Origin of the sequence: Gordonia jacobaea (assembly GCF_001186365.1) — a bacterium.
Classification (GTDB): Bacteria; Actinomycetota; Actinomycetes; order Mycobacteriales; family Mycobacteriaceae; genus Gordonia; species Gordonia jacobaea.
On record NZ_LDTZ01000015.1, the window covers coordinates 286,387 to 300,543 of the forward strand.

The following is a 14,157-nucleotide window of genomic DNA, read 5'->3' on the forward strand; positions in this document are numbered from 1 at the left end:
CAAGTGATGTTGCCGTGATGATTCCGTGATGCCGTAATCACGAGTGGGCCACGCGCTCGTGCGCTGGCTATGGTGGCGCCAATGCGGCTCATGGTCACCGGTGCAACCGGCTACGTCGGCTCACGACTCGTCGACGCCCTTCTCGCTTCCGACAACGAGGTCGTCGTCGCGTCACGATCACCAAAGCGGTTGTCGCGGTACGGATGGTCCGACGACGTGACCGCGGTCGAGATGGATGTCGACGACGCCGACTCGGTACATGCCGCCATCGAGGCGGCAAGTCCCGACGAGCACCCGGTGGACGCCCTGTACTACCTCGTCCACGGCATCGGGCAGGCCGACTTCGCCGACGGCGACCGCGCCGCCGCACGGGCCGTCGCCCAGGCGGCGCGCAGTCGAGGCATCCCCCGCATCATCTACCTCGGCGGTTTCGTGCCAGATGGCGACGAGATGTCGGCGCACCTGCAGAGCCGTGCCGACGTCGGTGAGGGCCTCGCGATCGACGGCGGCGCCGAACTCGTCTGGTTGCGTGCGGCGGTGATCCTCGGCGCGGGCTCGACGTCGTTCGAGATCTTGCGCTACCTCGCCGACCGCTTCCCGGTGATCCCCGAGCCCGGCTGGATCGACAATCCGATGGACCCGATCTCCATCCGCGACGTCATCCACTACCTCGTCGCGGCCGCCGACCCGTCCCTCCCCGCGGGTTCCTACGACATCGCCGGCCCCGACACCGGCGTCTACCGATCGATCCTCGACGAGTATCTCCGCGCCGTGCGCATGCCTCGACTGCGCGTGCGTGTGCCATCGATCAGCACCCGGCTCGCGGGTAAGGTCGGGGGCATCATCACTCCAGCCCCCGCAGCATTGACCGAAGAGTTGGTCACGTCGCTGCAGTATCCGATGCGCGCCTCCGAGCACCGCATCACCGAGTTCGTGTCCCCACCGACCGGAGGTCTCACCACTATGCGAGACGCCATCCGCGCATCGGTCGACTCGCCGTATCCCCGACCGGTGTCCGAGCTCGACGATCTGCATCACCTCGCCGATACCGACCCCGACTGGGCGGGCGGCGACCTCCTGCGTGCCCGTCGCGCAGCACTGGGTGCGGTGGTCGGCGTGATCGGTACCGTCGCGGGCGTGACGCTTGTCGCACGGCGTGTTCTCGGGCAATTTCTGCCCTGATGTCGACCGCCTCCCTGCCCCGGTCGGTGACCCGGCTCCTCGACGCTGTCGCCGTCGACCGCAACACAGATCAGCCCGTCTATTCGACGCCTCGTCGGCTCGCCGTGGTCGGATTCCTGCTCATCGGCGCCGTCGTGCTGGGGGTATCGCTATCGGTGACACCCGGCGACACCGCGTTCTACCCGCTGACGCTTGGCCTCGCGGCCACCTGGATCATCGGGGCGATAGCCACCAGCCGGCTGCCTGCCGGAAGGTTCTCCCTCGACGGCGAGGGCTCGACGTCGGGAGCCGTTGCGCTCGGAGTGGTCGCAGGCGTCGCGATGGGCGCGGTGTTCGTCATCGGCGCGTTCCTCACCAAACTGATCGGACCGCTCAGCGACCTCGTCAGCAGCGTGCTCGCCTTCGCCGACTACGGCAGCATCGCGGTCGTCACCGCGATCACCTTGATCAACGGCGCCGCCGAGGAACTGTTCTTCCGGGGCGCGGTGTACTCGGCGGTGCGCCCGCATCACCCGGTCGTCGTGTCCACCATCGTCTACACCATCGCGACGCTGGCCAGCGGAAACGTGATGCTCGGATTCGCCGCGATCCTCCTCGGCGCGGTGTGCGCGATCCTGCGCCGCTGCACCGGCGGCGTCGTGGCACCGATCTGCACCCACGTGGTCTGGTCGACGATCGTCCTGTTCGCCCTGCCGCCGATTTTCGGCTGACTCCGGAGCTTCCGGCCTCCACCGCCGACACGGGCCCTAAATGTGTGTCGTATCGAAGGATGTGTGTGCTGCAGCATCCACATCCTTCGATTCGACACACATCCTTGGTGCCACCGGCCGTCGGGGACCCGCAGTTTGGGTTCCGACCGGCGGACCGGCTAGATTCGTGTGTTGACGCGCGAGGCCTCCGGCCCGACGACGCGTCGAGCGCGTATAGCTCAGCGGTAGAGCTCTGGTCTTACACACCAGCGGTCAGGGGTTCGAATCCCTTTGCGCGCACCACATAACAGCAGGCGGCTGGCTCACGTCGGCGTCACCGCCCGTCGTCGGCCTCGAGTGACCGTCGACGCCGCTCAGCTTCCCGTCGGCGATACGCGGCGAACACCCGCCGGGCAGTCTCCCGATTTTCCTATCGCCCACACCTGCCCGAGCACCCGGGTGTCGGCATACGGATTGCCGGCACCCGGCCGCGACGCCCGCCCCTCGGCCAGCGCCCGCCGCGCCTCATCCGGCGTCGGCATCGGCAGCGCCCTTCGCGCGATCTCCCGACGAGTAATCACGTGCTTCGAAGCCCAGTAGGCAATCGGTCATCCACTCATCGATGGTCGCACGATCGCGCACCGCGCCTTGCGCTTTCCACTCGCGCCGGAATCGCTGTCGGTGCCGGCTGATACGTTTCCGCCATGCTGATCAACGACCGGCCGCTCGACGATAGGCAGTACGACGACGCGCGGAACGTTCGCGCGTCCCGACGTGCCGACATCGTCTGGCCCATCGCGGTGACCGTGCTCGCCGCGGGCGCGCTTGTCCCCGCCGCGACGGCACACGCCGCGCCCGCGCCGGTCACCCCATCTCAGGTGGCGGAGTCGAGTGCACGCACGGTGCTCGAGTCGCTGGCAGTGAAGGGCCGCGCACCGAAGACCGGTTACGAGCGGTCACAGTTCGGACAGGCATGGTCCGACGACGTCTCGGTCGCCGACGGCCACAATGGGTGCGACACGCGCAACGACATCCTCCGACGCGATCTGTCCGACTTGACTCTCAAACCCGGCACCAACGGATGTGTGGTGCTGTCGGGCACGCTCGACGACCCGTACACGCGAACGTCGATCGCGTTCACGCGTGGCTCGGCGACGTCGTCAAAGGTCCAGATCGACCACGTCGTCGCGCTGTCCGACGCGTGGCAGAAAGGCGCGCAACAGCTTTCGGCCGAGCAGCGCCGCAACTTCGCCAACGATCCGCGCAATCTGCAGGCCACCGATGGCCGCACGAACCAGGCCAAGGGTGCGGGCGACGCCGCGACGTGGCTGCCGCCCAACAAGTCGTATCGATGCACCTACGTCGAGCGGCAGATCGCGGTCAAAGCCAACTACCACCTGTGGGTGACGGCTGCGGAGAAGCAGGCCATGATCCGCATCCTGTCGAATTGCGCTGCACCCGAGGCTGATTCACCCCAGCCCGCGCCGGCCCCGACCGCGCCCCCGCAGGCCGGCCCATCACAGACCGCACCGTCGAGCACCACCTACGCCAACTGCACCCAGGCCCGCGCGGCGGGCGCCGCACCCCTGTACCGCGGGCAGCCCGGCTACTCCGCGAAGCTAGATCGCGACGGCGACGGTGTCGCGTGCGAATGAGCTAGGTTTCGTCGTCGGGATCAGTCGGGCGCGCCCAGGTTCATCTCGTCGGGGTGGATCCCTACCCGCTTCCCGTCGTCGAGAGCAGCGATCCGGGCGACGTCCTCGTCGTCGAGTTCGAAATCGAAGACGTCGATGTTCTGCTTGATGCGATCGTCGTGCACCGACTTCGGGATCACGATCAGTCCGAGCTTGATGTGCCAGGCGAGAACCACCTGGGCGGGTGACCGTCCGTGCTTGATCGCGATGTCGCCGATCGTCGGGTCGGTCAAGACGGTGTTGGGCTTGGAGTTCGGACCCCACCCCGACCCCGACGTCCCGCCGAGCGGGCTCCACGACTCGATCGCGATTCCGTGCTCCCCCGCGAACTCCCGCAGTTCGCGTTGCTGGAGGTGCGGATGCAGTTCCACCTGGTCGACGGCGGGCAGCACTCCCCCGCGATCGATGAGCCATTGCAGGTGATGTGGCTCGAAGTTGCACACACCGATCGAGTGCGCCTTCCCGTCGGCGAGGATCTTCTCCATTGCGTCCCATGTGCGCAGCAGTCGGTCGCGATCCTGCAGCGGCCAGTGGATCAGGTACAGGTCGACGTAGTCGGTTCCCAGCGCACGCAGACTGGTGTCGATCGCCGCGAGAGCCCGCTCGTATCCGTGATCGGAGTTCCAGAGCTTCGTCGTCACGAACACCTCTGAGCGCAGCACCGACGCGGCGGCAATACCTTCGCCGACGCCCGACTCGTTGCCGTAGGCCGCAGCTGTGTCGATGTGTCGGTAACGGGCCTCGTCGATCGCGAACCGGACGGCGCGCTGCGCCTCCTCCGGAGTCGACTGCCACACCCCCAGTCCGAGCTGTGGGATCTCGATGCCTGAATTCAGTTCGATGAGGGGAGCACTCATCTCTCCGGTCTACCAGAGGCGCAGGCCCGGTCGGCACGGCTGCCGCACCCGCTCTGCTCCCGTATCGTCACCGTCAGCGTCGCGCGATCGCATAGCCGCGGTCGTCTCGCCGCTCTCACTCGACGAGAAGGGGCGTTGATGACCGGGACCATCTCCCCTGGAGACCCGTCGATCCTCGGAGCAACCGTCACCGACCACGGAACCAACTTCGCCGTCAGTTCGGGCGGGGATGCGGTGTGGCTCTGCCTTTTCGACGATGCAGGCACCGAGACCAGACTTCTGCTCCCCGGACGCGAGATCGACGTATGGCACGGCGTCGTCGACGGCGTGGGTGCCGGAACCCGTTACGGGTTCAGGGTCGACGGCCGCTTCGCACCGGAGCGCGGTCGGCGCTACAACCCGGCCAAGCTCCTCCTCGACCCCTACGCGCGACGCATCGTCGGCGACGTGGAGTACTGCGACGCGCTCCTCGACCACGACGTCGACGATCCCGCACGTCCCAGCGCCCTCGACTCCGCTCCGTTCGTGCCGCGCAGCGTCGTCGTCGAGCAACCGCCGCAGGCAACGACCGCCACCGCACCGGGTCCACGCCGTGCCGCGTCGGAGCTGGTGATCTACGAGGTGCACGTCCGCGGGTTCACGCAGTCCCACCCCGACATTCCCGCCGAGCTCCGAGGCACATTCGCCGGACTCGCCCATCCGGCGGCCATCAACTACCTGACGTCACTCGGGGTCAACGCCGTCGAGCTGCTTCCGGTGCACCGCAGCGTGGCCGAACGCGAACTCGCCCAGCAGCACCTGACGAATTACTGGGGTTACAACACCATCGGCTTCTTCGCCCCGCACAACGCCTACAGCGCCGCTGACCGCGCCGGCCGGGGCGCGGATTCCATCGCCGAGTTCCGCCACATGGTCGACGCTCTGCACGGTGCCGGGATCGAGGTGATCCTCGACGTCGTCTACAACCACACCGCGGAAGGCGACGACTCCGGCCCCACCCTGTGCCACCGCGGCCTGAACAATCGCGCCTACTACGTGCTCGACCCGGACGACGGCTCGTACGTCGACACCACCGGATGCGGTAATTCCGTTGCCGTTGCCCATCCGACGACGCTGCGCATGGTCACCGACTCCCTGCGCTACTGGGCGTCGCTGGGCGTCGACGGATTCCGCTTCGATCTCGCGCCCACCCTTGCCCGCCAGGGCACCGACAGCACCCGAAACGACTGGGGCGGTGAACCTTTCGACCCCACGGCGACCTTCCTCCGGGTACTCGGCCAGGACGACGTACTGTCGCGGGTGCGGCTGATCGCCGAACCCTGGGACGTCGGACGAAACGACAGTCACCAACTCGGCGCATTCGGTCCGGAATGGGGCGAGTGGAACGACCGCTACCGCGACTGCGTCCGCGACTTCTGGCGCAGCCACGAGGGCCTGCTCGCGCCGATGGCGCGACGCCTGACCGGCTCGGCCGACATCTTCGGCGGCCGTCATCACGACCCTGCGACGGTCATCCGACGCCGCGCCGCGTCGATCAACTACGTCACATCCCACGACGGTTTCACGTTGCACGACCTCGTGTCCTATGAACGTAAACACAACGACAACAACGGTTTTCACAATTCGGACGGAACCGACGACAATCGGTCGTGGAACTGCGGCGTCGAAGGACCAACCGACGACCCGGCAATCGTCGCGCTGCGTCGACGTCAGATGCGCGCCATGCTCACGACGCTGTTGCTCTCTGCGGGGACACCGATGCTGCTCGGCGGGGACGAACGGGGCCGCACGCAGCGCGGCAACAACAATCCCTACTGCCAGGACAACGAGATCAGCTGGTTCGACTGGACCTCGGGCGACGACGCGCTCGTCGCATTCACCAGCAGTCTCATCTCACTGCGACGCGGCCACGCCGCCCTGAGCCGATCGGCCGTCGAACGATCCGGCGTGACCGACTGGTTCACGCCGGACGGCACGCCGATGTCCGACGAACACTGGCAGGACCAGGGTGCGCGCAGCATCGCCTGGTTGCTCACACCACCGCGATCCGCCAGCGCCCGAACACATCTGGCCGCCAATGATTTCGTGGTGCTACTGAACTCGTGGTGGCACGGAATCGACTTTGTCCTGGCACCTGTTCTCGCAGAACAGAAATGGGACGTGGTGGTCGACACGTTCGCACCCGACGCGCCGTCGCCGATCGTCGGCTCCACATGTCACGTGCGGGCGCGATCGATCGTCGTCCTACGTTCTACGGTTCCACGCTCCGACGGGTAACGCCCGTCCGCAAAGTCACGCGGCGCCGCTCACTGCGTGGCTGCCGCGGCGAGCGCGATCTCCCAATGGGTTTCAGTACGCGCCTCACCGGGCCCGACGATGTCGCGAAAGACAACCCGGCCGTCACGTCCGACGAGGAAGGTCCCGCGCTGAGCAAAGCCGCGGCTCTCGTCGAACACCCCGTAGCTGCGTGCAACCTCACCGTGCGGCCAGAAGTCGGAGAGAATCGGGAAGAGGAAGCCCTGCGCCGATGACCACACCTTGTGCGTGGGCGGCGGTCCGACCGAAACAGCAACTGCCGCAACCTCATCGTTGACGAACCGATGGTAGTGGTCGCGAATGAAACCGAGCTCTCCCTGACACGTTCCGGTGAAGGCGAGCGGGAAGAACACGATCAGCACCTGGCGCTCCTCGAGCAGCCGCGACAGCTTCACCCGCTGATTGTTCTGATCACGCAGCTCGAAGTCGGGTGCGACGTCGCCGACCGACAACACGGTCTGCGACTGGGTCGGAGCAACATCGGTCGTCGCCACATCGGTGGCACGAGCAACCGAATCGGCCCCGGAGGTCGAGTCGCTCATGCTCGCTTTCCGGACCGCGCCTTCGGCTGCACCAGGCGCGAACCCGACCACTCACCAAGACTCACGACGTTGGTCTGAGTGAGCCCGGCCGTCGGTGCGGCCTCGGCGATCTCACTGGGATCGACGTACCCGGGGTTGCCGGTCTTGGGCGATACGACCCAGACGTACCCGTCGTCGGCGAGCGGTGTGATGGCGTCCATGAGGCGATCGACAAGATCGCCGTCGTCGTCGCGCCACCACAGCCATACGACGTCGACCACGTCGATCGCATCCTCGTCGAGCATCTCGGCGTCGATCGCGTCCTCGATGTCGGCGCGCAGGTTGTCGTCGGTGTCCTCGTCCCAACCGAGTTCCTGCACCACCATTCCGGGTGCGAACCCGAGTTTCTGGGCGTTGCTGCCCTCGGAGCCGTTGCCCCCGCTGCCCTCGGAGCCATTGCTCCCTGTGGCGGCTACCACCGCGTGTCGACCTCCTACCGGTACGTTTTCAGATTTCATTGCGCTTCTCAGCTTACGAGACAGCGTAATGGACCTCAGTGCAACACGAGGAGACTCCACGCGCCAACTATCGACACGAACTGCGACCGTGCATGAACGGACGACAAGGCATGAACGGACGACAAGGCATGAACGGACGACAGCGCATTGACCAAGGGCAAGGCACGAACACCCAACCCGTCAGCCCGTCGGTCGTGGCGCGGTCGTGGCGGGTGTCGACGAGGCCGGTGTCGACGAGTCCGGACTCGGCTGGGGCGTCGTGGTGGCCGACGTCGCGGGCAGCGCGGGGAGGTAGGTGCGGCACACGTCGAGAACCGCTCGCCTGTCGCCGGTCCACCGGGTCGATGCCGCGTTGAGTTGAGCCGTCTGTCGGCGGCCGATCACGTCGCCCAGCGCGCTGCTGCTACTCACGAACGATGCGACGACGGTCCCGAGGTCACCGGGAACCTCGGCTGTCTGTTTGGGCTTGACCATGTCGGTGCCCGCAATCATCGCGGCGCGGGCTTTGTCTCCGAGGTCCCCGACCTTGTCGTAGGACTGCACATCGTTGAGCCGCGTGATGAACGCGTTGTACCCGCGCAGCATCACGACCATCGACTTCGTCGACGCCTCGCAGAGCTCTGCTCCGGCCTTCGCCGACTGCGCCTGTCGGGACGTCGACAAGTCAGAACGATAGGCCGCGGCCTCGCCCGGGGCAGGTCCCGCGCTGCCCCCGACCGCCGAACAGCCCTGCAGAGCGAACGTCGCAATTGCTGCGCCGAGCAGCATCAGACGCGTGCCCGATACACGGCACATCGCTCGTCTTGTCATGTCTCCCCCACGGCTGTTTCCCCGACGGCCGTTTGCCCAGATCTGGCACCAAACACCGAAACGCTACCGCAGGCGGGGTCGACGATCCGGGGCAAGACCGCCCAGACCGGTGCCAAGCGACGTGACATGGGGCACGATATGGATGGACGACGGAGTCCGCACACCAACGCGACCCGTCGCCAAATTGTCGTCATGCCGGGCACCACCGTGCCCAGGCCAAACGAGGGAGTGGGCATCACCGTGACCGAAGAGGCAGCCAGCACCAACACCGGAACCACCGACGTTGGAAGCGGGACCGCAGACGCGTCGAAGAACGCGGCCGCGTCGAATCAGGTCGGCAGCCAGCAGAGCCAGCGAGTACGCGTCATCCGCGAGGGCGTGGCGTCGTATCTCCCCGACATCGACCCGGAGGAGACCAGCGAGTGGCTTGAGTCCTTCGACAAGCTCGTGGAATCCGAAGGGCCCCAACGTGCCCGGTACCTGATGCTGCGTCTCCTCGAGCGCGCGGGCGAGAAGCGGGTCGCCATCCCATCACTGACGTCGACCGACTACGTCAACACGATTCCCACCGAGGGTGAGCCGTGGTTCCCCGGCGACGAGGACGTCGAACGTCGGTTCCGTAACTTCCTCCGCTGGAACGCCGCGATCATGGTTCACCGGGCGCAGCGGCCAGGCGTCGGAGTGGGCGGGCACATCTCCACGTATGCGTCGTCGGCAGCGCTCTACGAGGTCGGCTTCAACCACTTCTTCCGCGGCACCGACCATTCGGGCGGTGGCGACCAGATCTTCATCCAGGGCCACGCGTCGCCCGGAATCTATGCACGCGCATTCCTCGAAGGTCGAATCAGCGCCGACCGCATGGACGGGTTCCGTCAGGAACACAGCCACGCAGGCGAGGGTGGCGGCCTGCCCTCGTACCCGCACCCACGGTTGATGCCGGAGTTCTGGCAGTTCCCGACGGTCTCGATGGGCCTCGGACCGATGAATGCGATCTACCAGGCGCGATTCAACCACTACCTGCACGATCGAGGAATCAAGGACACCTCCGACCAGCACGTCTGGGCATTCCTCGGCGACGGCGAGATGGACGAGACAGAGTCGCGCGGATTCGCCAGCTTCGCCGCAACAGAGGCCCTCGACAACCTGACCTTCGTCATCAACTGCAACCTGCAACGTCTCGACGGGCCGGTCCGCGGCAACGGAAAGATCATCCAAGAACTCGAGTCGTTCTTCCGTGGAGCCGGATGGAACGTCATCAAGGTGATCTGGGGTCGCGAGTGGGATGCACTGCTGCAGGCCGACCGCGACGGCGCGCTGGTCAACCTCATGAACACCACGCCGGACGGCGACTTCCAGACCTACAAGGCCAACGACGGCGCCTTTGTTCGCGAACACTTCTTCAATCGCGATCCGCGGACCAAGGAACTCGTCAAGAACATGTCCGACGCGGAGATCTGGCGACTACGCCGCGGCGGCCACGACTACCGCAAGATCCACGCGGCATATGCCGCAGCGCTCGCACACAAGGGTCAGCCGACGGTGATCCTCGCGCACACCATCAAGGGCTACACACTGGGCAAGCACTTCGAGGGTCGCAACGCGACGCACCAGATGAAGAAGCTGACTCTCGACGACCTCAAGGCGTTCCGCGATTCCGTCCGCATCCCGGTCAGCGACGCCGAACTCGAGAAGGATCCCTACCTCCCGCCCTACTACCACCCCGGAATGGATGCGCCGGAGATCCAGTACATGCTCGATCGGCGCAAGCAGCTCGGCGGCTTCCTCCCGACCCGCAGCTCGGCGTCGAAGGCACTCAAACCCGATCTCAGCGGCGCGATCAAAGCGACGGCCAAGGGGTCGGGCAAGCAGCAGGTCGCGACGACGATGGCACTGGTGCGCGTCTTCAAAGAACTGTTGCGCGACAAGGAGGTCGGCAAGCGGATCGTGCCGATCATCCCCGACGAGGCGCGCACATTCGGCATGGACTCCTGGTTCCCGACGCTCAAGATCTACAACCGCAACGGGCAGCTCTACACCTCGGTCGACGCCGAGTTGATGCTCGCGTACAAGGAGAGCGCGCAGGGACAGATTCTCCATGAGGGCATCAATGAGGCCGGATCGGCGGGTTCGTTCACCGCAGTCGGCACGTCGTACGCCACCCACGGCGAACCGATGATTCCGCTCTACATCTTCTATTCGATGTTCGGCTTCCAGCGCACCGGCGACAGTTTCTGGGCTGCGGCAGACCAGATGGCACGCGGGTTCGTGATCGGGGCGACGGCGGGCCGCACCACGCTGACAGGCGAAGGTCTCCAGCACGCCGACGGCCACTCGCCACTGCTCGCAGCGACCAACCCCGCGGTGGTGTCCTACGACCCCGCGTTCGCATACGAACTCGCACACATCATCCAGGACGGGCTTCGTCGCATGTACGGCGACGAGCCGGAGAACGTCTACTACTACCTCACCGTCTACAACGAGCCGATCAGCCAGCCCGCACAGCCGGAGAACCTCGACGTCGCCGGCGTGCTCAAGGGCATGTATCTCTACCAGCAGGCCCCGTCGAACAAGGAGCTCTACGCCAACATCCTCGTCTCCGGCGTGACGATGCCCGACGCACTCAAGGCCGCGGCGATGCTCGCCGACGACTGGAACGTCGGGGCCAACGTCTACTCGGTCACCTCGTGGAACGAACTGGCTCGTGACGGCATCGCGTTCGACCGCGCCGCCGTACGGGAACCAGGTGTGACGCACCCCCAGCCGTACGTGACCGAGGTGCTCGCGCAGACCTACGGCCCGTCGATAGCGGTCAGCGACTACATGCGTGGAGTACAGGAACAGATCCGCGCATACGTGCCCGGGACATACCTGACCCTCGGCACGGACGGATTCGGGTTCTCCGACACGCGTCCCGCTGCGCGTCGAGTATTCAACGTCGACGCCGAGTCGATCGTCGTCGCGACACTTGTCGGCTTGGCACGCGACGGCAACATCCCCTTCACCACCGCGGCTCAAGCGGCGGAGAAGTATCGGATCACCGACGTCAACGCCGCCGAGGTGTCCTACGCCGATACCGGCAGCGCGTAGGGACGTCGGGTCCGTCGACTCAGGGTCCGTCCGCTAATCGGGACCCTGAGCTAGTCGGACCATGCCCTAGTCGGACCCTGAGCGCATCGAGCCCGACTACATTGAGGATGTGTCCGAGCCCAACATGACGCCCCCGCCCGTCGACGTCTTCGGCGCGCGGGGCGCTCATGTGCCCGCACCGGCAACCGTCCACGATGCATTGCCCGACACTCTGCTGCGCCGCGTCAAGCAGTACAGCGGACGACTCGCGACCGAGGCCGTGCATTCGATGGCCGATCAGCTGCCGTACTTCTCCGACCTCGACGCGGCGCAGCGCGCGAGTGTGCAGTTGGTCGTCCAGACCGCCGTGGTGAATTTCGTGGAGTGGATTCAAGATCCCGAGGGCAACGTCAAGTTCACGGTCCAGGCGTTCCAGGTGGTTCCGCAAGATCTCGCACGACGCATCTCGCTGCTGCAGACGGTCGAGATGGTTCGCGTCGCCATGGAGTTCTTCGAGAAGTGGCTACCGTTGCTCGCGCGCAACGACACACAGCTGCGCGCCCTCACCGAATCGGTGCTGCGCTACGGCCGCGAGATCGGATTCGCGGCGGCATCGATCTACGCGTCAGCCGCGGAATCGCGCGGAGCCTGGGATTCGCGACTCGAAGCCCTCGTCGTCGACGCCGTGGTCCGCGGCGACAGCGGGCCGCAGTTGATGTCGCGCGCTGCAGCCCTGAACTGGGACTCTGATGCGCCTGCGACCGTGATCATCGGGGCGCCGCCGCCCGAACAGAACGTGTCGGTGCCCCTCGCCATCCACAACACGGCCAAACAGCATGATCGCGCAGCGCTGTCGGTCGTACAGGGCTCGACGCTCGTGGCCATCGTCAGCGGCCCGATCGTCACGAGCGACGCTTTCAGCGCCGCGCTGCTCAATCACTTCGCCGATGCTCCCGTGGTCATCGGACCGACGATGCCCAATCTGACCGCCGCGCATACGAGCGCCAATGAGGCGATGGCCGCGATGGCTGCCGTCGACGGCTGGCCGAATGCCCCACGTCCGGTGCACAGCGTCGAATTGCTCCCCGAACGCGCCCTCAACGGAGACCAGTCGGCAATCACTGCACTCATCGACACACTCGTTCGACCTCTCGCCAAGGGTGGTCCGACTTTGGCGACGACGCTCGAGACCTATCTCGACACCGGAGGGTCCGTTGAGGCGTGCGCACGCGAACTGTTCATTCATCCAAATACTGTTCGGTATCGCCTGAAGAAGATCGCCGAACTGACAGGACGTGACCCAACACACTCCCGTGATGGCTATGTCCTACGAATCGCCGCGACAGTAGGTCGTTTGACACACTTCAGGAACGAATCATCGTCACGAGCCACATGAGAAACACTGTTAACAGGACCCCCGTACCGTTTTCCCAGGCAGACGCTTTATGGGCACATTTGTGTAACGAATCTCAGAGTGGTGACGATGGGGTAGCCACTGAGGTCACCATTGTAGGAACTCCACAAAAACTCTCGTGAAGGTTCATCGACCTCAACACCCACAATTTCGTGCCAGAGGGTGTTCTCTGGTCACGTGCTTTCCTTGCTAGCGCCCGGACAGGGCTCACAGACACCCGGCATGCTCGCTCCATGGCTAGAGCTTCCCGGCGCGCGTGACCAGCTGGCCATCTGGTCCAAACTCGCGGGACTCGACCTCGAACGGCTCGGGACGACCGCCACCGCGGACGAGATAACCGACACCGCGATCACCCAGCCGCTTGTCGTGGCGAGTGCGCTGCTGTCGTTCAACGAGTACGCCAAGAACCACGAGCTGCCCGCTGATGCCGTCGTTGCGGGCCACTCGGTCGGCGAGCTGACCGCGGCAGCCATCACCGGTGTCATCAGCTTCGACGAGGCTGTCACGCTCGCAGCTGTACGAGGCGCTCAGATGGCCAAGGCATGCTCACTGCAGCCGACAACGATGGCCGCTGTCCTCGGAGGCGACGAGCAGGAAGTCCTCGCACGTCTCGACGAGCTCGACCTTGTCCCCGCGAACCGCAACGCCGTGGGCCAGATCGTCGCTGCCGGCGACGTCGAGGCCATCGACGAGCTGATCGCCAATCCACCCGAGAAGGCACGCACCCGCAAGCTGGCTGTCGCGGGCGCCTTCCACACGCGCTTCATGGCACCGGCACGCGACGCCGTCGCCCAGGCGGCCGCGTCGATCACACCCGCCGACCCCACGCGCACGTTGCTGTCCAACTCCGACGGCCAGCCCGTCACGACGGGCACCGAAGCGTTGAGCAAGCTCGTCGAGCAGGTGACCTCGCCGGTACGCTGGGATCTCTGCTCGGCCTACATGCGCGACGCGGGCACCGACAGCATCATCGAGCTGACACCGGCCGGGACTCTGGTCGGAATCGCCAAACGCGAACTGAAGGGCGTCGGGTCGGTGGCCCTCAAGGTCCCCGCCGACATCGAAAAGATCTGACCGCGAAGGTCGACAG

The 14,157-nt window shown here is 65.8% G+C and carries 12 protein-coding genes and 1 tRNA gene; 8 read left to right on the forward strand and 5 right to left on the reverse strand.

Annotation, left to right across the window (positions count from 1 at the left end; all coding sequences use genetic code 11):
• Positions 1-81: 81 nt before the first annotated feature.
• The 3 genes from ABW18_RS07220 (at position 82) to ABW18_RS07230 (ending at position 2,174) form a co-directional block, all read left to right on the forward strand.
• Positions 82-1,182, forward strand: coding sequence for an NAD(P)H-binding protein (locus ABW18_RS07220; protein WP_049698303.1), 1,101 nt, complete (start codon positions 82-84; stop codon positions 1,180-1,182).
• Positions 1,182-1,892, forward strand: coding sequence for a CPBP family intramembrane glutamic endopeptidase (locus ABW18_RS07225; RefSeq protein WP_049698304.1), 711 nt, complete (start codon positions 1,182-1,184; stop codon positions 1,890-1,892). Before ABW18_RS07220 ends, ABW18_RS07225 begins: the two co-directional genes overlap by 1 nt.
• A 207-nt stretch (positions 1,893-2,099) precedes the next feature.
• Positions 2,100-2,174: transfer RNA gene (locus ABW18_RS07230), tRNA-Val, on the forward strand.
• 71 nt (positions 2,175-2,245) lie between these two features.
• Here ABW18_RS07230 and ABW18_RS22885 read toward each other — a convergent pair.
• The gene (locus tag ABW18_RS22885; protein WP_160318042.1) at positions 2,246-2,413 is read right to left on the reverse strand and encodes a ribosome modulation factor; all 168 of its coding nucleotides are present in this window, start codon (positions 2,411-2,413) and stop codon (positions 2,246-2,248) included.
• A gap of 162 nt (positions 2,414-2,575) precedes the next feature.
• Between ABW18_RS22885 and ABW18_RS07235 the strand changes: the two genes are divergently transcribed.
• Positions 2,576-3,526 (forward strand): GmrSD restriction endonuclease domain-containing protein, encoded by a 951-nt coding sequence (locus ABW18_RS07235; protein ID WP_049698305.1) that lies wholly within the window; start codon positions 2,576-2,578, stop codon positions 3,524-3,526.
• 20 nt (positions 3,527-3,546) lie between these two features.
• Here ABW18_RS07235 and ABW18_RS07240 read toward each other — a convergent pair whose 3' ends face one another.
• Positions 3,547-4,422 carry an aldo/keto reductase gene (locus ABW18_RS07240; protein ID WP_049698306.1) on the reverse strand — a complete coding sequence of 292 codons (876 nt, stop codon included), beginning with the start codon at positions 4,420-4,422 and terminating at the stop codon, positions 3,547-3,549.
• Positions 4,423-4,560: 138 nt separating this feature from the next.
• Between ABW18_RS07240 and glgX the strand changes: the two genes are divergently transcribed.
• Positions 4,561-6,699 (forward strand): glycogen debranching protein GlgX, encoded by a 2,139-nt coding sequence (gene glgX / locus ABW18_RS07245; protein WP_049698307.1) that lies wholly within the window; start codon positions 4,561-4,563, stop codon positions 6,697-6,699.
• 29 nt (positions 6,700-6,728) lie between these two features.
• Here the strand turns inward: glgX and ABW18_RS07250 are convergent, their stop codons facing one another.
• The 3 genes from ABW18_RS07250 to ABW18_RS07260 form a co-directional block, all read right to left on the reverse strand.
• Positions 6,729-7,280 carry a peroxiredoxin gene (locus ABW18_RS07250; protein ID WP_270485665.1) on the reverse strand — a complete coding sequence of 184 codons (552 nt, stop codon included), beginning with the start codon at positions 7,278-7,280 and terminating at the stop codon, positions 6,729-6,731.
• Positions 7,277-7,738, reverse strand: coding sequence for a DUF3052 domain-containing protein (locus ABW18_RS07255; RefSeq protein ID WP_049698308.1), 462 nt, complete (start codon positions 7,736-7,738; stop codon positions 7,277-7,279). Before ABW18_RS07255 ends, ABW18_RS07250 begins: the two co-directional genes overlap by 4 nt.
• A 219-nt stretch (positions 7,739-7,957) precedes the next feature.
• Positions 7,958-8,587 (reverse strand): hypothetical protein, encoded by a 630-nt coding sequence (locus ABW18_RS07260; RefSeq protein WP_235434307.1) that lies wholly within the window; start codon positions 8,585-8,587, stop codon positions 7,958-7,960.
• A 192-nt stretch (positions 8,588-8,779) separates the two neighbouring features.
• Here ABW18_RS07260 and aceE point away from each other — a divergent pair, with 192 nt between their 5' ends.
• The 3 genes from aceE to ABW18_RS07275 all read left to right on the forward strand — a co-directional run bounded on the left by aceE (position 8,780) and on the right by ABW18_RS07275 (position 14,141).
• Positions 8,780-11,674, forward strand: coding sequence for a pyruvate dehydrogenase (acetyl-transferring), homodimeric type (gene aceE, locus ABW18_RS07265; RefSeq protein ID WP_049698598.1), 2,895 nt, complete (start codon positions 8,780-8,782; stop codon positions 11,672-11,674).
• Between the two features lie 124 nt (positions 11,675-11,798).
• Complete coding sequence (locus ABW18_RS07270) at positions 11,799-13,049, forward strand: PucR family transcriptional regulator (protein WP_200903236.1); 1,251 nt, start codon at positions 11,799-11,801, stop codon at positions 13,047-13,049.
• Between the two features lie 195 nt (positions 13,050-13,244).
• Positions 13,245-14,141: an ACP S-malonyltransferase gene (locus ABW18_RS07275; protein WP_049698599.1), complete on the forward strand. Its 897-nt coding sequence runs from the start codon at positions 13,245-13,247 to the stop codon at positions 14,139-14,141.
• Positions 14,142-14,157: the final 16 nt, after the last annotated feature.